At 43.1% G+C, this 22,891-nt stretch carries 21 protein-coding genes; all 21 read right to left on the bottom strand.

Features of this window, described 5'->3' with window-relative positions:
- Positions 1-26: 26 nt before the first annotated feature.
- Positions 27-488 carry a ribosome maturation factor RimP gene (gene rimP / locus IEW05_RS06720; protein WP_188537020.1) on the bottom strand — a complete coding sequence of 154 codons (462 nt, stop codon included), beginning with the start codon at positions 486-488 and terminating at the stop codon, positions 27-29.
- Between the two features lie 227 nt (positions 489-715).
- Positions 716-5,035, bottom strand: a complete 4,320-nt coding sequence (locus IEW05_RS06715; RefSeq protein ID WP_188537019.1) for a PolC-type DNA polymerase III — start codon at positions 5,033-5,035, stop codon at positions 716-718.
- Between the two features lie 762 nt (positions 5,036-5,797).
- Positions 5,798-7,249, bottom strand: coding sequence for a proline--tRNA ligase (gene proS, locus IEW05_RS06710; RefSeq protein ID WP_188537018.1), 1,452 nt, complete (start codon positions 7,247-7,249; stop codon positions 5,798-5,800).
- A gap of 33 nt (positions 7,250-7,282) precedes the next feature.
- The gene (gene rseP / locus IEW05_RS06705; protein ID WP_188537017.1) at positions 7,283-8,560 is read right to left on the bottom strand and encodes an RIP metalloprotease RseP; all 1,278 of its coding nucleotides are present in this window, start codon (positions 8,558-8,560) and stop codon (positions 7,283-7,285) included.
- 116 nt (positions 8,561-8,676) lie between these two features.
- On the bottom strand, positions 8,677-9,816 hold the full coding sequence (locus IEW05_RS06700; protein WP_188537016.1) for a 1-deoxy-D-xylulose-5-phosphate reductoisomerase: 1,140 nt from the start codon (positions 9,814-9,816) through the stop codon (positions 8,677-8,679).
- A 50-nt stretch (positions 9,817-9,866) separates the two neighbouring features.
- Complete coding sequence (locus IEW05_RS06695) at positions 9,867-10,667, bottom strand: phosphatidate cytidylyltransferase (protein ID WP_188537015.1); 801 nt, start codon at positions 10,665-10,667, stop codon at positions 9,867-9,869.
- A gap of 21 nt (positions 10,668-10,688) precedes the next feature.
- On the bottom strand, positions 10,689-11,456 hold the full coding sequence (uppS, locus tag IEW05_RS06690) for an undecaprenyl pyrophosphate synthase (protein WP_188537014.1): 768 nt from the start codon (positions 11,454-11,456) through the stop codon (positions 10,689-10,691).
- Between the two features lie 70 nt (positions 11,457-11,526).
- Positions 11,527-12,081 carry a ribosome recycling factor gene (gene frr, locus IEW05_RS06685; RefSeq protein ID WP_188537012.1) on the bottom strand — a complete coding sequence of 185 codons (555 nt, stop codon included), beginning with the start codon at positions 12,079-12,081 and terminating at the stop codon, positions 11,527-11,529.
- Positions 12,081-12,809: a UMP kinase gene (pyrH, locus tag IEW05_RS06680; RefSeq protein WP_188537010.1), complete on the bottom strand. Its 729-nt coding sequence runs from the start codon at positions 12,807-12,809 to the stop codon at positions 12,081-12,083. The genes frr and pyrH overlap by 1 nt, the downstream gene beginning before the upstream one ends.
- A gap of 134 nt (positions 12,810-12,943) precedes the next feature.
- The gene (gene tsf, locus IEW05_RS06675; RefSeq protein ID WP_188537008.1) at positions 12,944-13,594 is read right to left on the bottom strand and encodes a translation elongation factor Ts; all 651 of its coding nucleotides are present in this window, start codon (positions 13,592-13,594) and stop codon (positions 12,944-12,946) included.
- 156 nt (positions 13,595-13,750) lie between these two features.
- Positions 13,751-14,449: a 30S ribosomal protein S2 gene (gene rpsB, locus IEW05_RS06670; protein ID WP_188537006.1), complete on the bottom strand. Its 699-nt coding sequence runs from the start codon at positions 14,447-14,449 to the stop codon at positions 13,751-13,753.
- 218 nt (positions 14,450-14,667) lie between these two features.
- Positions 14,668-15,294, bottom strand: coding sequence for a hypothetical protein (locus IEW05_RS06665; RefSeq protein WP_188537004.1), 627 nt, complete (start codon positions 15,292-15,294; stop codon positions 14,668-14,670).
- Positions 15,291-15,893 (bottom strand): hypothetical protein, encoded by a 603-nt coding sequence (locus IEW05_RS06660; protein ID WP_188537001.1) that lies wholly within the window; start codon positions 15,891-15,893, stop codon positions 15,291-15,293. Before IEW05_RS06660 ends, IEW05_RS06665 begins: the two co-directional genes overlap by 4 nt.
- Positions 15,894-16,107: 214 nt before the next feature.
- Positions 16,108-16,428 carry a hypothetical protein gene (locus IEW05_RS06655; protein ID WP_188537000.1) on the bottom strand — a complete coding sequence of 107 codons (321 nt, stop codon included), beginning with the start codon at positions 16,426-16,428 and terminating at the stop codon, positions 16,108-16,110.
- A gap of 56 nt (positions 16,429-16,484) precedes the next feature.
- Entirely contained in the window at positions 16,485-17,894 is a 1,410-nt protein-coding gene (locus tag IEW05_RS06650; protein WP_188536998.1) for a flagellar assembly protein A, read from the bottom strand.
- Positions 17,895-17,928: 34 nt separating this feature from the next.
- Complete coding sequence (locus IEW05_RS06645; RefSeq protein ID WP_188536996.1) at positions 17,929-18,717, bottom strand: FliA/WhiG family RNA polymerase sigma factor; 789 nt, start codon at positions 18,715-18,717, stop codon at positions 17,929-17,931.
- Positions 18,718-18,732: 15 nt separating this feature from the next.
- Positions 18,733-19,155 carry a hypothetical protein gene (locus tag IEW05_RS06640; protein WP_188536994.1) on the bottom strand — a complete coding sequence of 141 codons (423 nt, stop codon included), beginning with the start codon at positions 19,153-19,155 and terminating at the stop codon, positions 18,733-18,735.
- A gap of 2 nt (positions 19,156-19,157) precedes the next feature.
- Positions 19,158-19,655, bottom strand: a complete 498-nt coding sequence (locus tag IEW05_RS06635; protein WP_188536992.1) for a chemotaxis protein CheD — start codon at positions 19,653-19,655, stop codon at positions 19,158-19,160.
- A complete protein-coding gene (locus IEW05_RS06630; RefSeq protein ID WP_188540754.1) occupies positions 19,648-20,241 on the bottom strand; it encodes a chemotaxis protein CheC in 594 nt (197 codons plus the stop codon). Before IEW05_RS06630 ends, IEW05_RS06635 begins: the two co-directional genes overlap by 8 nt.
- 38 nt (positions 20,242-20,279) lie before the next feature.
- Positions 20,280-20,741, bottom strand: coding sequence for a chemotaxis protein CheW (locus IEW05_RS06625; RefSeq protein ID WP_188536989.1), 462 nt, complete (start codon positions 20,739-20,741; stop codon positions 20,280-20,282).
- A gap of 62 nt (positions 20,742-20,803) precedes the next feature.
- Complete coding sequence (locus IEW05_RS06620; protein ID WP_188536987.1) at positions 20,804-22,873, bottom strand: chemotaxis protein CheA; 2,070 nt, start codon at positions 22,871-22,873, stop codon at positions 20,804-20,806.
- Positions 22,874-22,891: the final 18 nt, after the last annotated feature.

The following is a 22,891-nucleotide window of genomic DNA, read 5'->3' as shown; positions in this document are numbered from 1 at the left end:
CTTCAATGTTCCTGGTAAGTTACAGGTTAAAAAATAATGGCCAGCCTAGCGGCCGCAACTTTACTATATGGAATGGCATGACTTTTCTTCCCAACTTGGATAACTAGCTCCTCATTCTCGAAGGAAAGAAGTCGGCCTTCAAATTCTTTCAGGCCATCAACCGATTCATATGTAGTTACAAATACATCACTTCCAACGGCTTTGGTTACATCCTCTGCCTTTTTGAGCGGACGTTCCGCCCCAGGGGAAGATACTTCCAGGAAATAAGCTGAAGAGATCGGATCATTAGCATCCAACTTCTCACTTAAATATTCGCTAATTCGACCACAGTCATCGATATCGATGCCTCCGTCCTTATCCACGAAAACACGTAAGAACCAATTGCTTCCTTCTTTCACATATTCCACGTCAACCAGTTCAAAGCCATTCTCTTCTAGGAATGGTGTAACCATCTCTTCCACGGTCGCTTTGATCTTCGGTGTGCTCAAGCGTACATACCTCCATACAATTGTTTCCTATATACCAAAGATAAAGAGTGGGTTTCCCCACTCTTTAACAACGGTTCTATCTCCATGATTACCATAAAAATTATAACATAGTCACGGTATAGTGACAAGTAAAAGACCTTTACCTGAAAGGCGAAGAGCCCAACTACCATCTAATTGAAGCAAATAATTGCAATCCCTGACTGAAAAAACAGTGAAATTTTCATTTCCTAAAACAGGGAAAGCTGGTTGCTTTCAGGAAGCCCGCGGAAACATCCCAAGGTGCCCAGTAGTTCAACAACGGTTTTACTTGCTTTCGATTTTTGTTGGAAATCCTCAATAGATAAATACTCGCCTAATTCTTTTGCAGCAGCGATGTTACGAGCAGCATTTTCCCCGATACCCGCAAGCGCGGAGAACGGAGGAATTAAGGAATCTCCATCGACGGTGAATTTGGTCGCATCTGATTGATACAGATCGATGCTTTTGAATCGGAATCCACGTGCTGTCATCTCCAGTGCCATTTCTAGAATCGGCAACATGCCCTTCTCTTTTGGTAAAGCCTGGAATCCCTTTTGCTCGATCTCTTCGATTTTACGATAAATAGCTTCATAGCCCTGACAACACAGTTCGATATCAAAATCCTCTGCCCTTACTGAAAAGTAAGTAGCATAGTATTCAATAGGATGATATAACTTGAAGTAAGCCGTACGCACAGCTGAAATGACATAAGCGGCTGCGTGGGCTTTCGGGAACATGTACTGGATTTTAAGACAAGAATCAATATACCATCCCGGTACCTTGCATCGCTTCATCTCATCGATCCATTCCTGCGTTAGACCTTTCCCTTTACGCACACTTTCCGTAATCTTAAATGCTAGTCCAGCATCCATACCCGCTTTGTAAATCAAGAACAGCATGATATCGTCCCGACAACCTATTACGGTCTTGATATTGCATGTCCCGCCCTTGATCAATTCTTGAGCGTTCCCCAGCCATACCCCTGTACCGTGTGACAATCCCGAGATTTGCAATAAGTCGGCAAAAGAGCTTGGTTGTGCTTCCACTAGCATTTGACGAACGAATTTCGTCCCCATTTCAGGAACCCCATAAGTTGCAACCGCCGAACGGATTTGCTGTGGACTAACTCCAAGCGCCTCTGTTGAGTTGAACATGCTCATAACTTTGGGATCGTTCATCGGTATCGTTGTTGGGTCTACTCCCGTTAAATCCTGAAGCATCCGCATCATCGTCGGGTCATCGTGCCCCAGAATATCGAGCTTTAGTAAGTTGGCATCAAAAGCATGATAATCAAAGTGTGTAGTTTTCCATTCTGCATTGACATCATCCGCCGGGAATTGAACTGGTGTTATATCTTCTACTTCCATATAATCCGGTACAACGACGATCCCGCCGGGATGCTGGCCCGTACTTCTCTTTACACCCGTGCAACCTGATGCAAGTCGGTTAAGCTCAGCTCCCCGCCATTGTTTCTGATGCTCTTCTTCGTATTTCTTCGCATATCCGAAGGCAGTTTTATCTGCTATAGTTCCTATCGTTCCTGCACGGAATACATTTTTCTCACCAAATATTTCTTTCGTGTAGTTATGAGCTGTTGGCTGATATTCCCCCGAGAAGTTAAGGTCAATATCGGGAACCTTATCCCCTTTAAAGCCAAGGAACGTTTCAAATGGAATATCTTGTCCTTCACCCTTTAGGTTGCCGTTACATTTCGGGCATGGTTTATCGGGAAGGTCAAAGCCACTAGGTACGCTACCGTCAAGGAACCACTCGCTGTGTCTACATTCCGAATTAGTGCAAATATAATGTGCAGGAAGTGGATTAACCTCAGAAATACCTAAGAACATAGCTACAACCGAAGAACCAACAGATCCCCGTGATCCAACGAGATATCCGTCCTGATTAGATTTTTTAACCAATCGTTCAGAGATCAGATAGTTGGCGGAGAACCCATATTTAATAATCGGCTCCAGTTCCTTTTCTAATCTCGCGACAACGACTTCTGGTAATTCCTCACCATAGATCGATTTAGCTGTGTCATAGCATGTCTGGCGAATTTCCTCATCCGCCCCTTCGATAATAGGGGTGAACAGTTTATCAGGGAATAATTCAAGCTCTTCAAAAGAGTCCGCGAGTTCCGATGTATTCGTTACGACAACCTCATAAGCTTTTTCCTTGCCCAAAAACTCAAATTCAGCCAGCATTTCATCGGTCGTGCGGAAATGTGCATCAGGTTTATTCTGATCCTTAAGTGGACTGAATCCCGTAATCCCATGAATCGTAATATCGCGATACAGCTTGTCCCGTGGTTCCAAATAATGTACGTTTCCAGTCGCTACCACTGGCTTGCCAAGTTTGAATCCAATCTCACATACCTTAGTGATCGCTGTCTTCAGTTCTTCGGGACTACCAACGAGTCCCTTATCGACTAGATGCATATACATCGTCAATGGCTGAATCTCCAAAATGTCATAGAACTCAGCTACAGCCTCTGCTTCTTCAACCGATTTGTTGAGCACCGTTTCGAAGAACTCACCCTTTTCGCAACCCGACAGAATCAATAATCCTTCTCTTAACTCTACTAATTTAGATTTGGGAATACAAGCTACACGCTTAAAATAATCGGTATGAGACATAGAAATGAGTTTAAATAAGTTCTTCTTACCCGTCATATTAAGTGCGTAGATTCCACAATGGAAAGGACGAGCATTGGATAAATCTTTACCTACTTTATCATTTAGACGATCAAGCGTCTTAATGCCCTCGATCTTAGCCGCATCTTCAATTAACCCATTTAAAATTTCTCCGAGTGCAAGTGTATCATCGATCGCACGGTGATGATTTTCTAGCGACACTTTATATTTTGCAGCCAACGTGTTTAGACGGTGATTCTTCATCGTAGGGAACAACATCCGTGCCATCTCTAACGTATCCAACACAGGGTTATCCATCGGTGGACGTCCAAGTTCTTTCAGTTTGGCATTAACAAACCCAACATCAAAGCGAGCATTATGGGCTACTAGCACAGCATCCCCTGCAAAATCTATAAACTGCTGAAGAACTGGTTCCAGTTCCGGCGCATCTTTAACCATATCATCATTGATATTCGTCAATTGCTGAATATTATAAGGAATCCGCACATGTGGATTTACGAAGGTAGCATAACGGTCAACTTCTTTACCTTCGATCATTTTCACAGCCGCGATTTCTATAATCTTGTTCTGTGTAACCGAAAGACCCGTAGTTTCTATATCGAAAACTATATAAGTTGTCGTTTTCAGGTCTTCTTCCCGTGGATTGAGAACCACGGCTACATTATCATTGACGACGTTGGCTTCAACACCATAAATCATCTTGATGCCGTTCTTCTTCGCCGCCTTCGCCGCGTCGGGATAGGATTGAACTCCACTATGATCAGTGACCGCAATCGCTTTATGGCCCCATTTCGCCGCAGTCTTCACATAATCAGCGATCGGAGTTACTGCATCCATCGTGCTCATGGTTGTATGAAGATGAAATTCAACACGTTTCTCCGCAGCATTATCCTTCCGAGATGGTGGTGCAGGGACTTCGCAAAGGTCGGATGGAATCATCACCAATTCAGGAATCGTCATGAAACGATCCATCTCTACACGCCCCCGTGCTCTAACCCATTTGCCATTAGCGAGTTGACCCATAATTTTCAAGTCCTCTTTATTCTTGGCAAACATCTTCATTTGCAACGAGTCTGTAAAGTCGGTCAAATAGAATGTAAAGAGCGTATTCCCATTACGTAATTCTTTGCTCTCCAAGCCAAAGATCGTTCCTTGAATCGTAATTTTCTTCTCTTCATCTTGAATCTGCTGTAGCGGTACCGCCTGTTCTTTGATGTCGTAGCCGATTTGCAGCTTAATCACTTCACCATCAACGATTTCTTCCACTAATTCCTCAACAGCATTGTCTTCCATTAATCGCTGAATAACTTCCCGTTCTTCTTCCACAATTCGTTGTTGGAATTCTTCAAAAGCTTCCGCGTTTTTCTCCCCTGTTAATAGCTTGACACGCAATTCAAGTGAGAAAAATCTTTCGTAAAAACTTACGATGGCTTGATCAATATTTTTCTTTCGAGCTAGCTCAAGTGCCATCGCATCTCCAAGGGTCACCGAGAGCAAATCATTCTCCACTTCGAATATCGCTCTGGCCATCCACCCATTTACCGAAGGCACTTCCTGTTGGACCCATTCGAGGAATAGCTTCCAGTACTCCATCACGATTTCACTCGTTGACAAACCTGTTCCATAACGGAATTGGAAAGAAATATGAGCAATATGTTCCATGCGCTCTTGAACGCGCAAGCAGAATGTCCGGTAGGCTTGAGCCGGTACTAAATTATCCTTACGAATGGTGATTTTCCATTCCCGGTTACTACGACTAACTTCCACTTGCTCAATGTATCCATCGAGAAAATATGGATCAATCAGAGTAGCTGGGACTTCCGCCTGTTTCATCAGTAACTCAAGTCTGGTTCTCTTATCCCCAAGTTCGGTCATGTCTTTCCTCCTCGCCTAGAAGTGTGATGAATAGTAAACCCTAGATTGTGATTAGGCTACGATTGTGAAATGTTCTTACGATCACTGTTGTCCCCAAATTTCTTTATTATATATTTATAAGGTTGAAATTTAGGGACAAAGGCGAACGCGTACGCTTCTTCAGAATCATTTCACACTCTCCGCTAGATCATTCTCAACGCACGCCCTACTTTCACCACACTTCTTAATATCTTATAAAAATTATATGCTCGTCCTAAGATCAACTTCGCATAAATATATAAACACAACTCTGAGATATAATAGTCTCATAATTTTTGTAATGAATCTAGTTATCTCTCTACTTCGAAACGTCTTCAATTCTTATTCGAACGTGCACAAAATACACGTTCAATATTACTACTCTACCAAATTCGCAGCGAGGCCAACAAGCCGTCGGGAGATTTTGTTAACTATCAGGTGAATAAATAGCGGAGCGGGACCGTTTGAATCTGGAGAAGCGAACGCGTTCGCCTTTGTAGTTGGATTGTTACCCTTATATGGCTCATACAAAGAGAACAATCCAACTACAACAGCGATCGAAGGATCAAACGGTTTGCGTAGCGGATCTAATTCACCAATCCCACTTGCCAGTTAAAAAAAGCTCCCGGCAGCTGGCCGACAGGCGATAATCCCCATCGGCAACTCACTACCGGAAGCCTCCTAATATGTCGTACTCACACGTCTCTCATCCTTAGCTTACCAGGACTGAAAGAAGGACAGTCATTAATAGGCTCTGGCAAAAACAACGGTATGAGCAGCTTTCTCACCACAAACGAGACATGTGGTTTTCTTAACCGCTGGTTCAAACGGAATATTCCGGCTCGTAGCGCCCGTCTCATCCTTTACATGACGTTCACAAGCATCGGAACCACACCAACCAGCTAGTGTAAATCCACGTTTTTCTTCAATACTTGCCTTCATTTCATCTAGCGTATCTACAGAATAGAAATGGTCTTCGCGGAACGCCTTCGCCCGTTCGAACATTTCATTATGCACTTGTTCCAGCATTGCTTGAACTTCTTCAACCAAATTATCTTGTTGAACGATCTTCTTCTCGCCACTTATCCGCGATACTAATACACAAACGCCGTTATCCATATCACGTGGTCCGATTTCAAGACGGATCGGAACACCACGCATTTCATATTCATTAAATTTCCAACCTGGACGAACATCCGCACGGTCATCGATTCCTACACGAATACCGGCTTTCTTCAGTTCAGCGAACAATTCATCACTACGCCCTACAACAGCATCACGTGTCTTAGGAGGTCCGATTGGAATAATCATGACTTGTTTTGGAGCTACTTTTGGTGGTAGAGCAAGGCCTCGATCATCACCGTGCACCATAATTAGCGAACCAATCAGTCGTGTGCTCACTCCCCATGAGGTTGTATGCACATATTCTTGAATGTTATCACGGTTGAGATACTGAATATCGAATGCCGCAGCAAACTTAGTTCCTAGATAATGCGACGTTCCCGCCTGTACTGCACGACCGTCCTTCATCATCGCTTCGATGGAATAAGTATCAACAGCGCCGGCAAATCTCTCAGAAGGTGTCTTCTGACCGGTAATAACCGGAATCGCCAAATAATTCTCTACGAAATCACGATACACTTCCAACATACGCATGGTTTCTTCCCGAGCATCTTGTTCGTTCTCATGCGCTGTATGACCTTCCTGCCACAAGAATTCACTCGTTCGTAGAAAAGGCAGCGTGCGCTTCTCCCAACGAACTACATTAGCCCATTGGTTAATCAACATTGGCAAATCGCGGTATGATTGAATCCATTTCGCATACATATGACCAAACATGGTTTCCGAAGTTGGTCTAATAGCAAGCCGTTCTTCCAGCTTTTCACCAGCTGCTTCCGTAACCCATGGAAGTTCAGGATTGAAGCCTTCCACGTGTTCCTTCTCCTTTTGGAAGAAGCTCTCTGGAATGAAGAGAGGGAAGTATGCATTACGGTGTCCTGTTTCTTTAAAGCGACGATCCAGTTCTTGTTGAATATGCTCCCAAATTTCATAACCATCCGGTTTAAATACGATACAACCACGAACCGGTGAATAATCCATTAAATCAGCTTTTTTGATCACATCGATATACCAACGCGAGAAATCTTCTCCTTGTGGGGTAATCTCTGTTACGAATTGTTTATCCTCGTTTGCCATCAGAACTCTTGTCCTCCCATAAAAAACACAATATTATCCTTGAAATAAGCGTAGTATATCATTATAAGTTACAGCAATCATCAGCAGGAATAACATCGCAAAACCGATGAAATGTACCATGCCCTCCCGGTTGGGATCAATCGGTTTACCTCGCACAGCTTCAACAGCCAGGAACACAAGGCGACTACCGTCCAACGCAGGAATAGGAAATAAATTGAATATCCCCAAATACAAACTCAGTATGGCCGCCCAATAAGTTAGTTGAGCAATTCCTTGTTTAGCGATCTGTCCAGTTACTTCGAATGTACGGACGGGACCACCTAAATCATCCATTGAAAATTTATTAATAAGTTGACTAAAACCTTCAAATATAAGCTTGGTTGTGCTTACCATGCTTTTGCCGGCTACACTGAACGTCTCTCCAAATGATGCGCTCCGAGTAGGGTAATACGTAACGATCGTGCTTCCTACTTTGGCTGACCCTTGATCCTCCACAGCACGAGGGGTTATCGAAAACGTTAGTGTCTGTTCTCCACGCTTCACAGTCCAGACCATTGCTTTATCCTTTGACGCATTGATTTTTGCAATCATTCCTTCGGCATCTGTACCGACGGGTTCACCGTTAATGGTCTCAATGATGTCGCCTTGTTGTAGTCCTACTTCAGCCGCTGGCATGCCCTTCATCACATCGCCCACTTGCAGGTGACTAGGCTTATCCAGCGCTATACCCGCCATTTGAATATGCAATGCAAACAAGACGAATGCAAGAATAAAGTTCATTAGTGGTCCGGCAAAAATTGATAGTACTCGCTGACCAACTGTCTTGCTACCATATTGTCTGTCTCTAGGAGCAATTTGTGTTTCCTTACCTTTTGCCACAAGCATGGCTTGCGGATGTACAGGGTAAGTTACATTTTCTCCATCAACGTCTAACGTCACATGCAGATCATCAAGTAAGTCAAACTCTTGTATTTCTCCACGAATGACATTCTTACGGCTATCTAATCGGTCTAAATAGAATTTCCGAACAACTCCCTCTTCGAGTCGAAGCGAAACGGTTTGTCCGTTCTGAATCGCCACGAGTTCCGGGTCTTCTCCGGCCATACGCGCATATCCACCAAAAGGCAGTAACCTTAGCGTAAATTGGGTTTCATTTCTTTTATAAGAAAACAACTTAGGCCCAAAGCCAATCGCAAATTCCCGCACAAGAATACCCGCACGTTTAGCAAAATAATAGTGCCCCCATTCATGCACCGTCACAATGACAAAGAACATGAGTACTGTCAAAAATATGATTCTTAGCAATTCCAATGTAAGCATCCTCCCTTTGGCCACGGATCGTCCAATGTTCTTTTAGATTATCATTATTCTCCGATATGGCACAAGAGAATACCGACGCGGAACTTTTCTTTACGAAGAGAGGGAAATTAGATGGATGCGGCGACTTCCCTAGCCCATTCGTCAGCAGCTTGAATACTTTCAAGATCAGGTTGCAACTGCGCTTCATGTTTGGAAAGTACAGTCTCAATTACATTCTCGATCTGCAAAAAGGAAATTTCCCGCTTTAAGAAACGTGAGACGGCAATCTCATTTGCTGCGTTAAATACCGTAGTCGCCGTACCACCTATTTTACCACATTCGTAAGCAAGTCTTAAACAAGGGAACCGTTCCAAGTCCATTTCACGGAAATTCAGACGACCGATCTCCGCCAATGATAATCTTTTGGAGGACGAAGATAGCCTATTGGGATAAGACAAAGCATATTGAATAGGGATGTGCATATCTGGCGTACCGAGCTGGGCAATTACACTCCCGTCACGATATTCAACGAAAGAGTGGATGATGCTCTCAGGATGTAACAATACATTAATCTGTTCATACGGAAGTCCAAATAGCCAATGGGCTTCAATTACTTCCAGTCCTTTGTTGACCATCGTGGCCGAATCAATTGTGATTTTAGCACCCATAGACCAATTCGGATGTTTTAACGCATCCTCCACAGTAACATTCAGCAACTGTTCTCGAGTGAAGTCCCGAAAAGAACCACCGGATGCTGTTAAAGTAATTCCCTCTACTTCTTTGAAGTTCTCACCGTTAAGACACTGAAAGATTGCAGAGTGCTCACTATCTACCGGGAGTAGAGATACCCCCTTCTTTCTAGCAAGCTCAGTCACAAGATGGCCAGCTGTAACAAGCGTCTCTTTGTTGGCTAGGCCAATATGCTTGCCTTCGGCAATTGCGGCCAGCGTAGAAGGCAAGCCTCTACTTCCAACGATAGCCGTAACTACGATCTCCGCATCCGTCCCTGCCGCAACTTCAATGAGTCCTTGCTCGCCATAAAACAGTTCTACCTCTGCAGGAAGATGTGCTGAAATTTTATTCGCTAATTCCTTATTTCCAATAGACGCTTTTTTAGGACGAAACTGATTAACCTGCTCAATGAACAAGTCGGTATTAGTTCCAGCCGCCAATCCTTCAATTTCAAATTGCTCAGGATGTTGCATAATGACATCAAGCGTCTGGGTACCCACTGATCCCGTAGATCCAATCACTGAAATCTTCTTCATGACGCACCTCTCATATCTTGAGTAACTTCATCACTTTGATTTAACAACCTCTAAAGTGGAAGCAGCATTAGAATATGTACGAACGGAAATACCATAATCCAGCTATCGCAACGATCCAATATACCACCATGTCCCGGCAATAGTTTACCAGAGTCTTTGATCCCATATATTCGTTTATATGCTGACTGAACCAAATCACCCATCTGTCCAACCACTGCAGCTGAGGTACCAATTAAAATAGCCCGTCCAATTGTAAGTAGTCCACCAGAAGAGAGTGAGAATATTACAGCAGCAACAATAGCTAGCACAATACCGCCAATTGCACCTTCGACCGTTTTGTTAGGACTAATCGCTGGCCACAGCTTGTTTCGACCAAATCTCCGACCAGTAAAATAGGCGCCTGCATCACTGCTCCAGATGGAAGACAACATTAGCATGGTCCAAAACAGTCCATGCCCATCCGGTGTATTTCGGGTTTCGGCAATATATGCAAACCCCATGCCAATATACACCATACCGAGAAATAATAGAGATATTTGTCCGATAGGGATTTCATTTTTAGTTAGAACCGTAACCGTAAGAAACAGTAACATCAGCAACCATAGCACCGGCAATATTTGCAATGGCATGGTGAGATTTAGCGGTTCCCATGGAAACGTTAAATACAGCACTCCCAAATATCCAAGGATAGCTGTGCCCCCAAAGGAGGGCATTTTTATCATACGTACGAACTCATAATAGCCAATTAAAGCCATGATCGTGATAAGTGTGTGGTACCCAAAACCGCCGATGATACACAGACCCAGAAAAAGACCTCCGGCGATAACACCCGTAATCAACCTCTGCTTCAAGCCTCTACACCTTCCATCATGCTAAGATAATCCGCCATAGCGACGTGTACGTCGCTGATATTCGATCAAGGCTTCCCTTAGATGTTCACGCCCAAATTCGGGCCAATACAGTTCCGTAAACCAGAACTCACTATAAGCAGTTTGCCAGAGCATAAAATTACTTAATCTTAATTCTCCACCAGTACGGATCAGCAAATCAGGATCTGATAATCCCGCCGTTAACAGTCCAGATTGTACCATGTCTTCCGTGATATCCTCCGGAGAAATTTCACCAGCCGCTACTTTTCGAGTAATATCGCGCAAACATTCAGTTATTTCTCGCCGACTACCATAATTCAGAGCAAAATTAAGAATGAGTCCTGTATTATCTTTCGTTCGGGATATCGCTTCTTCCATTGCTTTAATCGTATGTTGTGGAAGATCTTCCGTATGCCCCATCATGCGAACCTGGACATTTTTTTGAATTAACTCCTCAAGTTCGAGCGCCAAAAATTCTTGGGGAAGCGACATCAGAAATTCAACTTCGTCCTTTGGACGTTTCCAATTTTCAGTAGAAAATGCATACAAGGTCAAAACCTTGATACCAAATTCGTCCGCAGCTATGGTCGCCCGCTTGACTGCTTTCATCCCATTGCGATGGCCGACGATCCGTGGCAAACCAAGCCTACGGGCCCAGCGTCCGTTACCGTCCATAATAATGGCCACATGTTTCGGTATATTATCAGTGGACAACTCGGTGGTTTGTGGGCTCTTCCCTTTTTTTCGCCAGAATTGAAATAAATTCATCATTCCTTTTCCTCCAGCCGATGATGAAAAGAGACAAAACCCCACCGTATTAGGAGGGGCCGCTTTTCGTCTCTTAAACTTCCATGATCTCTTTTTCTTTCGCAGACAGGACTTTTTCGACTTCTGCGATAAATTTATCTGTTGATTTCTGAATATCCTCTTGATGTCTACGCGATTCATCTTCAGAAATTTCACTTTTTTCTAATTTCTTAATATCGTCATTGGCATCACGACGAATGTTACGGATCGCAACCTTAGATTCCTCACCGAACTTCTTCGTCAATTTAACCAATTCAACCCGACGCTCTTCTGTCAATGCAGGAATAGATAAGCGAATCATCGAACCATCGTTCGCCGGTGTTAAACCGAGATCCGACTTCTGAATCGCACGTTCAATATCCGCCAAGGATGATTTATCCCATGGTTGGATCATTAAAGTACGTGAGTCCGGTGTATTGATGTTTGCTAATTGATTAACTGGTGTTGGTGAACCGTAATAATCAACTTGAATACGATCAAGCAGAGAAACACTAGCTCTACCCGCACGCAAACTTGCAAGATCTCTTTTCAATGACTGGATTGCTTTGTCCATGCGCTCTTCGGCACTTTTCTTAACCGATTGTGGCATCAATCTACACTCCCTTTAACAATAGTCCCGATTTTCTCACCGAGAACAACTCGTTTAATGTTACCTTGTTCCGTAATGGCAAACACGATGAGTGGAATGTCATTGTCCATACAAAGCGATGAAGCTGTAGAGTCCATGACACCCAGATTTTTATTCAGCACTTCCATGTAAGTGAGAACTTCGTATTTCTCAGCCGTAGGATCAATGAATGGATCCGCAGAGTAGACACCATCCACTTTGTTCTTAGCCATCAAGATGACTTCAGCTTCAATTTCCGCGGCACGAAGAGCCGCTGTTGTATCAGTTGAGAAGAACGGATTACCTGTTCCTGCGGCAAAAATAACAACGCGTCCTTTCTCCAGATGACGGATTGCCCGTCTCCGAATGTAAGGTTCGGCAATTTGTTGCATTGCAATCGAAGTTTGTACCCGTGTTGGAACTTCAATTTGCTCAAGAGCATCTTGTAATGCGAGCGAGTTCATGAGCGTAGCAAGCATCCCCATGTAATCCGCTGTGGCACGATCGATTCCCTTAGCACTACCTGCTATACCACGCCAAATATTTCCGCCACCACAAACAATTGCGACCTGGACGCCGAGCTCTACCACTTCCTTCACCTGCTGAGCGATTGACGAAATGGTATCCGCGTCGATCCCATAGCCGTTTTGGCCGGCAAGCGACTCCCCGCTGACCTTTAAGACAACACGTTTAAAAACTGGCTGTTCCAAATTATACCCTCCACTTTGAATGAACCCAATATCATCATTAGGTTAAAAAAGAAGGAACACGATGTGTTCCAACTTTCTATTACATTCAATTATAAGAAAAATTTTATTTTTTAATGAAATAATCTAAGGTTAAATTATTGTTTCACTTGGGACATTACTTCTTCTACGAAATTGTCCACTTTTTTCTCCAGACCTTCACCAAGTTCATAACGAGCAAAACGACGGATGGAGATGTTTTCACCAATCGTGCTAATTTTTTCGTTAAGCAATTGTGCAATCGTTTTGTCTGGGTCTTTAACGAAAGATTGTTCCATCAAGCAGAACTCTTCGTAGTATTTACCAATACGGCCTTCAACCATTTTTTCAACGATTTTCTCAGGTTTGCCTTCGTTCAAAGCTTGTGCCTTAAGGATTTCTTTTTCTTTCTCGATATCTTCTTGTGGCACTTCTTCACGGCTTACATAACGTGGGTTTGCAGCTGCGATTTGCATAGCAATGTCACGTGCGAATTCTTTGAATTGATCAGTCAAGGCAACAAAGTCAGTTTCACAGTTAACTTCAACTAGAACACCGATTCTTCCACCTGCGTGAATGTAAGATTGAACTACACCTTCAGTAGCGATACGTCCAGCTTTGTTAGCTGCCGCACCAAGACCTTTTTCACGAAGAATTTCAATTGCTTTATTAATATCGTTGTTTGCTTCCTCAAGCGCTTTCTTGCAATCCAACATACCTGCGCCTGTTCTTTCACGTAGTTCTTTAACTGCTTTTGCATCAACTGCCATTATTAAGTACCTCCATATCAATTATATGTTAACTTCAGTTTAATCTACATAGTCTGCTTGGAAATCACAGATTTATCCTTTAAAAAAAAGGGTAGTGAGAGGTTTGACACCTACCAACCACCCTTTCTCATTTAATTTATTCATTATAAGGCTAAATTAAGCGTTATTTTGTTCGCCTTGGTTAGCTTCGATAACAGCATCAGCCATTTTACCAGTCAACAATTTAACTGCACGAATTGCATCATCGTTACCTGGAATTACATAGTCGATTTCGTCTGGATCGCAGTTTGTATCAACGATACCTACGATTGGGATACCCAATTTACGAGCTTCTGCAACCGCAATACGCTCTTTACGAGGGTCGATAATGAACAAGGCACTTGGTAGGCCTTTCATGTTCTTAATACCGCCTAGGAATTTCTCCAAACGATCTTTCTCTTTGCGAAGAAGGATAACTTCTTTCTTCGGAAGAACTGCGAAAGTACCGTCTTCTTCCCATAGTTCCAACTGTTTCAAACGATCAATACGTTTTTGAATAGTTTGGAAGTTAGTCAAAGTACCGCCGAGCCAACGTTGGTTAATGTAGAATTGACCAGCGCGTTCAGCTTCTTCTTTAACTGAGTCTTGAGCTTGTTTCTTCGTGCCCACGAAGAGAATAGTACCATTGTCTTCTGCGATGCTTTTTACGAAGTTGTAAGCTTCATCAACTTTCTTGACCGTTTTTTGTAGGTCAATAATATAAATTCCGTTTCTTTCTGTGAAGATATAACGATCCATTTTCGGGTTCCAACGACGTGTTTGGTGTCCGAAGTGAACGCCTGCTTCTAGCAGTTGTTTCATGGAGATTACAGCCATCTTCACGCACCTCCTAAAGTTTGGTTTTTTTGATGCTTCCTCCGCAGGTTTCATTTTTCACTATGACTCCCCAGTATGGAGAGCACCCATCGCAAAATCATCCTGCGTGCGTTATAACACCGTGAACTAATATACCATAACTAAGATATCGATGCAACCAAAGTTGGTATGAAAAAAAGCTCCAAAGGAGCTTTAAATGTCTTTTTGTAATATTTCGTTTACTTTCCTGACGATTTAAGCGTTATTTTGGAGATAATCGAATTAAAATCCTCTCCAATTGTAAAATTGTAGGTGCCCACCTGCAATTTGCGATTTACCCCTTTGGCAGAAGCCTTCTTAATAAATGCACTTTCATCACTGATGACACCCGCTTTTTTCAATCCAGAAGCTACATTAGATAGCGTAGCCCCACTACGAATCTTATACTCTACCACAACCGGTTCTGGTTCATCCGGACTATTAGGGGAGTCAGGAGAGGTTATCTTCTTCTCATCTGGTTTTGAAACATTCGAGTCGATTTCTCCTTCAGGTTCTTGAGGTGAAGTAGGCGTCAGTGGGGATTCTGGAGTTGCTGGCTCATTAGGGTCTAATGTTGAAGCCTCTTTTTCATCCTCACCATTACTCAGAGCAGCATCCTGAGATTTTGCCTTCCACTCTTCCTCTGTGAGCAACTCTTCAGTATTCTTAACTACTTTCAAGTTCAACTCTGCAGCTGCTTGTTGTACCTGCTCCATGGTTGATAAATTTCTGGGTTGTCCCTGTCCAATCATCATGACTTGTAAAAGAAGTGCCCCTATAATTAAACCAACACCTAGTCCTAACATAAAATGTCGATTTTTGATCATCGGGATTCCTCCCTCTTAGCCAATTGCAATATGAGTTGAACTTCCCCACGGGGTATTCCGATAGACTTAGCGATCATATCAATCGACTTCCCACTGTTGTACATCGAGAACAATTCAGAATATCTATCGTGAAGTGATTCCTGTGCTTCTTCATTGGGATTAGAATGTATCAAGATTTCCTCAGAAGACGCAACCTCTTGCTTCATCACATTCTCTATCAATAGCTCCTCTTGCTTCGATGACTCCAATCCCCCCGTAAACGCAATGTTCACCGGCTTAGCCTCAAGAATGCCCAATCTTGACTCACTTTGTCGAGTTGATTGCTCTATCGAAGCAAACCGTCCGCGCAGCTCAGCAACCTGCTCTTGGACCGCCATCTGCTTGGCAGAAAAGTCCTGCTTCATCTGCGTTACCAATTGGATGAGTTCTTCGTTTTCTTTCTCTATTTCTGCCATGTATTGTTCAAGCGTAGTTTCCAACTCATTTACAGCATTGTTCTTAGTTGTAGAGAGATTATTCCTTCCTGGAAGAAGAAAACTGTAAAAAATTGCAGCTACCCCTATTAGCACAATATAGAACCATGGATCTCCAAATGACAATGTTATCCTCACCTTTTTGCCCTGCGTCTTTATAGTATATGTTCAAAAATTCAGATATTCAGCACCGAGAAGGTTGGATGAAGCTAGGGACCGAGGAGCGGAGCGTAGGAAAAACCTACGTGAGCACCAGAGGGCCCGGCTGAATTCAAGATTCGATGTCGAATCTGCTTCTTGATATGCATCGTGATCAAAAGATGGATTTTTGAACTACCTCTTATAGAGAAAAATCGATATGCTTTCCCTTATAGGGATGCTCCGCAGGGTGTTTCTTTGCTTGTTCTTCCTGCTTGTCCTCTGATGGGGAATGATCTTGCTCTTGGCCAGAGGAGCCATTTCCTTCTCGTCTTACAGTCGTATTATGGGCACTCTCGTCAATGTTAGCACTCCGCTGACGTTCTAGTTCACTGTTCTTGATATTCTGTCCTGCCAACAAAGTCTGATCATTCAGCGGTCGATGTTGCTGATCTTGTTGAATACGCCCTGCTTCGCTAGTACGCGGGATTGCGATTTGCATTTCCACGGATTTCATACTCATGAGATCACCTCAGAACGGAATGAATACCAAAACATCACCCTGCAGCGCCAAAAATTTTAAAAATAAGAGGACATTGAAATGTCACCATCACTATAGTAGAAAGACATGTGCGAAATTGGCTCCTTAATATACTTAGTATAGCGACCAATAACAATCTTGGATCCACCATAAATCATCTTAAGGACTCCAACTTTTGCTTTTCCTGTATCCTCCAGCGTTTTTTCAATAATTAACATTCGTTCCTTCATTTCATTTAGTTCCTGTGCATTAGACTTCTTTGTCAGTCCGAGTTTGGAGCGCATCGCCACTTTGTCCGGGGTCAACTTGCCCAGAGAAGCTAATTGGTCCAATAATGTTAGCGCTTTCTCCGTTTTATCGAGATTTGCCAACTGCTCCTTGATTTGAGTACGTAAGTCTTGAAGTTCGTTACGTAGATCCGGAAGAACACCAACTTCAATAGAAGTTGCAGTAGACATTGGATTCCCTATAATTCTAGCAATTACTTTCTCACCCGCTTGAATGCTTCCTCCAACAATGAGACCTTTTGTTCCATTGCATATGACATCCCTACCCGCACGGATATTAGAATGCATAATGCTCTGAGAGACAATTACATCTTCACCCGCCTGAACATTTCCATCTTGAATGAAAGAACTTTTCACCTGATGGCCGGCTTTTACAAGGCCCTTGTTATATCCAATAATTCCACCGGTTATATCAATAGAGCCTCCTGCAAATAATTCAGCTCCCTCTACTCCACCAATAACCCGAATATCTCCTGCAGCAGTAACCTTAAACCCGGTCAATACATTTCCTCTGACAACTACAGTACCTACAAATTCAATATTCCCTGTGCCGTAATCAACATTTCCGTTGATCTCATAGATAGGAAAGACATTCATTTTCCCCTTCTCCGTCATCGTCACAAGACCATCAATTGCCGCATACATTGCATTCTGTTCTGGATTCAAGACAACGTTCTTGCCTACCTTTAAGATAGCTTCCTTACCATCTCTACAGGGAATAGGGACTCCTGTCACTGCCATTCCAGGACGGCCAGGCACTGCAGGTACAAGTTCCGCGATAATTTGACCTTTACGTACATTATTTAACCGAGTAACATCCTTGTAATCAACCTTACCATCTTCACCCTCTGCAGGACGAAAGTGCTGATCATCATCCAGCTGAATTGCATAACGAATACTTCCATTTACCCCATCCACCGGTTCGTTACCTATGGCAATAGGTGTTCTACTGAAAAAGTATTCTCGCGGATTAGCTGCAAAACGTTCTACTATATCTTGTTGAATACCATGTTTAACATTATTATTTTGAAGAAAATGGCGTAATACATCAGCACTGCAAGTGAAACTATCTTCCTTTTTTAAAAATTGCAAGTAAGCAACCGTTTTATCTTCATTAATTGTCACACTCAGTATCTGTCCTAATTCACTAGTCCGGTCCATAATAAGTTCCCCCTTTCATCGTCTAACTGTCTTACTAGTCTTCTTGCATCAGCAAATCGCGATGTTTCTCCAAACTACCACGAAGGCGCAAAATAGCTTTAGAATGAAGTTGAGAAATTCGAGATGGTGACAGGGACATTACTTCCGCAATTTCACTAAGCGATAAATCTTCATAATATAACAGGGAAACGACCGTACGTTCCTTTTCAGTTAACTTCTCAATGCCTTTGGTTAGGGAATCTTTCAAGTAGAACTCACGGACTTTATAATCCGGATTCTTCGCCTTCTCGTCTACCAATAGCGTAAGTCTAGTCTCCGACTCTTCTTCACGTATCGGATCCTCCAAAGAGCAGAGTGTCATGACTGCAACTTCCTGCAGCAAGTTTTGAAACTCTCGTTCGCTAATATTCAAATAATCGCTCATCTCCGAATCGGTAACAGAGCGAAGATATTGTTGCTCCAATTGTTGGTAGCCTTCTTCTAGCTTTTTGGACTTCTCTCGAACAGAACGGGGAACCCAGTCCCCTTGTCGCAATCCATCCAAGATGGCTCCCCTAACCCTCCATGATGCATAAGTCTCAAATTGAAGACCACGTTTATAGTCGAATTTTTCGACCGCATCAATGAGTCCCATAACTCCATTACTGGACAAATCATCTTTAGACACATTCTTTGGTAGACCTACAGCAAGACGTCCAGAAACGTAATCGACAATAGGTAGATGCTTCTCGATAAGTTGTTTCTTGGCTTCTACATCGCCATGTTCTTTCCATTGTTCCCAAAGCTCAACGAAATTCAGAGTTGACCCCTTCCGTTCGTTCAATTGCCTTCACCCTCCTTATTCTTCTGTCAGGTGACGAACGACCTTAACCAGTTCTTCTGCATCTTTGTCGTTAGTTGTCTTCACTAATTTTGGTGGGTTTAATGGTGAAAAATCATTGATATTCACCGAGTTCACCGGAGGCTGTTTCAATAAATCATTTAATTCTTCGCTCTCATCCGGGGTGGTTAGATCATAATTACCACCTTTGCCCTGCTCAGAAAATGTAGCTGTTAATTCCTCATCCTTTGATTGATTGGGTTGTTCTCTTAGAGCATCGAACATCCACAGCGCAGCATAAGAAAGTCCAAACCAAACCGCAAACGCAATCAGCCCTCGGACCAAACTTGTCATGAACAAGTTATTCCCCGTTGATATAGCTAATGTAATTAGAAATCCGATGAAACCAAACAACCAGCAATATCTCAATTTTCCTGTCATGGCTACAATTCCTTTACACCCTTTTGTACACTGCGTATAAATAAAATACCCGTTTCACAATTCAATTCGATCGTTCGACCGTAGTTTCCACCCGTATCTTCCGCTATCAATGGAATGCCTAATTCGGATAGTTTTATTTTGCATGATTCCACATTCCGGGGACCAATTCGCATGGAATCTCCAGTTCCAGCAAACGTAAACATTTGCGAACCCCCGGCCATCTTTGCGACAATGCGACTCTTTACTGCTCCGTTACTAATTAACTGATCTAATAACGTTGGGACAGCAGTGTCAGCATACTTTGCAACATTGAGGACACCTTCTCGTGCGATGTCTGAAGTTGGGAGCATAACGTGTGCTAGACCAGCCACTTTAGTATGCGGATCAAAAAGAGTCAATCCCACGCAAGATCCGAGTCCAGTTGTGCGAATCAATCCATGCCCAGTAATAATGTTTAACTCGGCCATGCCGACCTTTACAATCCGCTGTTCATCAATCATGATTCATAGGCACTCCCAGAGCAATGAAGATTTTGTCAAAAGATTCTGGATCGGGAATAAGGAAAAACTGTCCTTCCACTGCATACTGACCCTCGATAAATGTTGTATCAATCACTAGAGCGGAATCCCCCATTTCGCCAAACTGTAAAAGTCCGTACCCTAGTATCGCCCCCGCCATATCCATGGCCAGTGCAGGAACGGTGGGGATCAACGAGAGTGAAGTAAAATCGGCCAATGAAGATAAGTAGGATCCTGCGAGAATATTGCCAATTTCAGCAAGTGCTGACCATTCCATTTCAGAGAATTCATCCTCAGTGCCCATCTCCAATCCGGCCAAATAATGAAGCAACTTCTTAGCCGCTTCTGGACTGAGGATGAAGAAAAGATTCCCCGGTGCATCGCCTTCAACACGGAAATATACAGCGAGTACAATATTCTCAGCCCCACCCACACGGTCTGTAATTGCTTCAAACGGTAACATTTGTACGTTAGGAACAGCCATATCGATCGGCTTATCAAGAATTCTTGAAAGAGCTGTCGCGGCATTACCAGCTCCTATATTACCGACTTCCTTCAGTACATCCATTTTGAAATCTTCAAGGCCTTCAAACAGATCCACCACGTTTATCCCTCTAAGCTTTCCAGTTGAATGATTTCACTCCGATTAAGCACCTCGGATAGATTCAACATGACTAGCAGCCGCGTTTCTGAAATACGTGCAACGCCATGCAAGTACTTAGCTTTGATTCCTCCAACAACGTCTGGTGGTGAATCAATAATGTCCGTATTGAGATCAATAACGTCGTTTGCAGAATCAACTATGAAACCAACTTCCATTTCGTTTGCTGTAACAATGATGATTCGAGTCTGATCCGTATGTTCAGCTTCAGCAATACCGAATCGACCACGCAGATCAATGACTGGAATGACAACGCCCCGGAGATTAATTACTCCTTTCACGAATGTCAACGTTTTGGGAACGCGAGTAATTGGCATCATACGTTCAATTGTTTGTACCTTATCTACTTCGATTCCGTATTCCTCATGTCCTAATTTAAAAACGATAACTTTAATTTCAGCTCCCACGAAAACCCCTCCTTAATGATCTCGGCAATGCGTGATTTCATTCCTGACCGAGTGTTAATCGATTATTTAATGAATGCGTTAGAATCAATAATAAGAGCTACTTGTCCATCGCCTAGAATCGTAGCACCGGCAATACCTTGAATTGAAGGAAGATACTTGCCAAGATTTTTGATAACAATTTCACTCTGTCCAATGAAATCTTCCACTGTTAGAGCCGCCAGTCGATCACCTTTATGAATGACAACAATTTCTGATTCCTCCTCATTGTTCTCATCAAAATCCTTGACTTCAAAAAGCTCAGCTAATGAAAGCAATGGAATATGGGTATCGCGATAAGGGATCATCTTATAACCATGAACATTACGGATTTCATTTCGTTTGAGCAGACCAGTCTCAACAATAGAAGACAATGGGATTGCATATTTCTCGGATCCCACTTTAATCAACATCGCAGAAATGATTGATAATGTAAGCGGCAATTGCACTGAAAACTTAGTACCTTTACCCAGCTTAGAAGTTACCGATACAACACCGCTAAGCGACATAATCTTTGTTTTTACAACGTCCAAACCTACTCCACGACCAGAGATGTCTGAAATAACTTCCGCTGTACTGAAACCCGGAGCAAACAGTAGCATATATACCTGCTCATCTGTCATCGCTGCTCCTTCGCTCTCTGTAACAATGCCATTCTTAATCGCTTTGGCCAAAATAACATTCCGATCAATACCACTACCATCGTCTTCAATTTCAATAAAGACATGATTTCCACTATGGAATGCCCGCAGGTGAACAGTTCCAGTCTCAGACTTACCGTCAGCAATACGCTTCGAGGTAGATTCAACTCCATGGTCAACGGCGTTACGTAGAAGATGGACGAGTGGATCTCCAATCTCATCAATGACAGTACGATCTAATTCTGTATCGGCCCCAACGACAATGAGATCAATCTTCTTGTCCAATGATTTGGCAAGGTCACGAACCATCCTCGGGAAGCGATTAAACACGGTATCAACGGGTACCATACGAAGTTTCAATACAATGTTCTGTAGATCACTGCCTACGCGGCTCATATGTTCTACTGTTTCTGTCAGGTCAGGTCGTCTGACCTCATCAGCCAATTGCTCAAGCCGAGAGCGATCAATCAACAATTCACTTAGCAGATTCATTAACACATCAAGTCGATCAATATCGACCCGAATAGTTCTTGATGGAGTTGATGCTCCGCCTCCAGCTGTACGTCCTCCACTTTGATTATCGGTGGGCACGGCTGATTTCGAAGCTGGTACCACGTCATTTGCTTGTTTCGATGGCTCAACTGCCGTTGCTGCAGCTTCCTTCTTTCCAAAGGAAAGTTGTCCAAGGGTCTCCAGATCAAGTGCTGCAACCTCAGCTGTATCGATCTCCGACAGGTTTAGAATCATACTTTTCATTTCTGAAGGTTCTTTTTGAGTTATGTAATAAAGTGAGAAGCTACGGTTGAATTTTTCTTGTTCAATTTCTTGAACCGTAGGGTGAGACTTTACAATCTCTCCATATCTCTCAAGCAAATCAAATACAAGATATGCACGGGCTGCCTTAAGCTGACAATCCTCACGAATGGCCACTTCAATAAACAGTACTTTATGTCCCTCTGAAATGGACTGTTCTAGCACGGAGTGTTGGTACTCATCCAGTTGAACGGCATTCCCATCAAAGGACGAAGATCCGGTCGCACTATCAGCAGGAACAGCAGGAGCAGCAGGAGCCAAATCTCCGTTCACAATACTCTGTAAAGAGGAGACGATGGAACTAACATCCGCCTTGCCTTCCCCACCCTGAGTAATGTCCTGTACCATCAACTGCAATGCGTCGAGACTTTGGAATAACGTATCAAAAATAACCTCTTGCATTTTCAGCTTTTCGTTACGTACTAAATCTAGTACGTTCTCCATTTGGTGCGTTAGGGAAGATAAGTCTTCATATCCCATTGTTGCGGCCATACCCTTAAGGGTATGGGCGGAACGAAAAATGACCTGTACGATGCTAATGTCGTCCGGATGCTGCTCAAGCTCCAGCATATTTTCATTTAATGACTGTAAATGATCATTTGACTCATCGATAAACATGGATAAATATTGATTCATGTCCATGGTGAGGCACCTCCTTCA

The organism is Paenibacillus segetis (assembly GCF_014639155.1).
In the GTDB taxonomy this organism is placed as follows: domain Bacteria; phylum Bacillota; class Bacilli; order Paenibacillales; family Paenibacillaceae; genus Fontibacillus; species Fontibacillus segetis.
This window is presented reverse-complemented; position numbering and strand designations above follow the sequence as displayed.

Bases quoted from the DNA above. Each gene is read 5' to 3' on its own strand.
- IEW05_RS06665 (WP_188537004.1), bottom strand. From the start codon at position 15,294: ATGATCAAAAATCGACATTTTATGTTAGGACTAGGTGTTGGTTTAATT.
- IEW05_RS06630 (WP_188540754.1), bottom strand. From the start codon at position 20,241: ATGGATGTACTGAAGGAAGTCGGTAATATAGGAGCTGGTAATGCCGCG.
- IEW05_RS06620 (WP_188536987.1), bottom strand. From the start codon at position 22,873: ATGGACATGAATCAATATTTATCCATGTTTATCGATGAGTCAAATGAT.
- frr (WP_188537012.1), bottom strand. From the start codon at position 12,081: ATGCCACAATCGGTTAAGAAAAGTGCCGAAGAGCGCATGGACAAAGCA.
- IEW05_RS06655 (WP_188537000.1), bottom strand. From the start codon at position 16,428: ATGAGTATGAAATCCGTGGAAATGCAAATCGCAATCCCGCGTACTAGC.
- uppS (WP_188537014.1), bottom strand. From the start codon at position 11,456: ATGATGAATTTATTTCAATTCTGGCGAAAAAAAGGGAAGAGCCCACAA.
- IEW05_RS06700 (WP_188537016.1), bottom strand. From the start codon at position 9,816: ATGAAGAAGATTTCAGTGATTGGATCTACGGGATCAGTGGGTACCCAG.
- IEW05_RS06635 (WP_188536992.1), bottom strand. From the start codon at position 19,655: ATGATTGATGAACAGCGGATTGTAAAGGTCGGCATGGCCGAGTTAAAC.
- IEW05_RS06715 (WP_188537019.1), bottom strand. From the start codon at position 5,035: ATGACCGAACTTGGGGATAAGAGAACCAGACTTGAGTTACTGATGAAA.
- proS (WP_188537018.1), bottom strand. From the start codon at position 7,249: ATGGCAAACGAGGATAAACAATTCGTAACAGAGATTACCCCACAAGGA.
- IEW05_RS06640 (WP_188536994.1), bottom strand. From the start codon at position 19,155: ATGACAGGAAAATTGAGATATTGCTGGTTGTTTGGTTTCATCGGATTT.
- rpsB (WP_188537006.1), bottom strand. From the start codon at position 14,449: ATGGCTGTAATCTCCATGAAACAACTGCTAGAAGCAGGCGTTCACTTC.
- tsf (WP_188537008.1), bottom strand. From the start codon at position 13,594: ATGGCAGTTGATGCAAAAGCAGTTAAAGAACTACGTGAAAGAACAGGC.
- IEW05_RS06650 (WP_188536998.1), bottom strand. From the start codon at position 17,894: ATGGACCGGACTAGTGAATTAGGACAGATACTGAGTGTGACAATTAAT.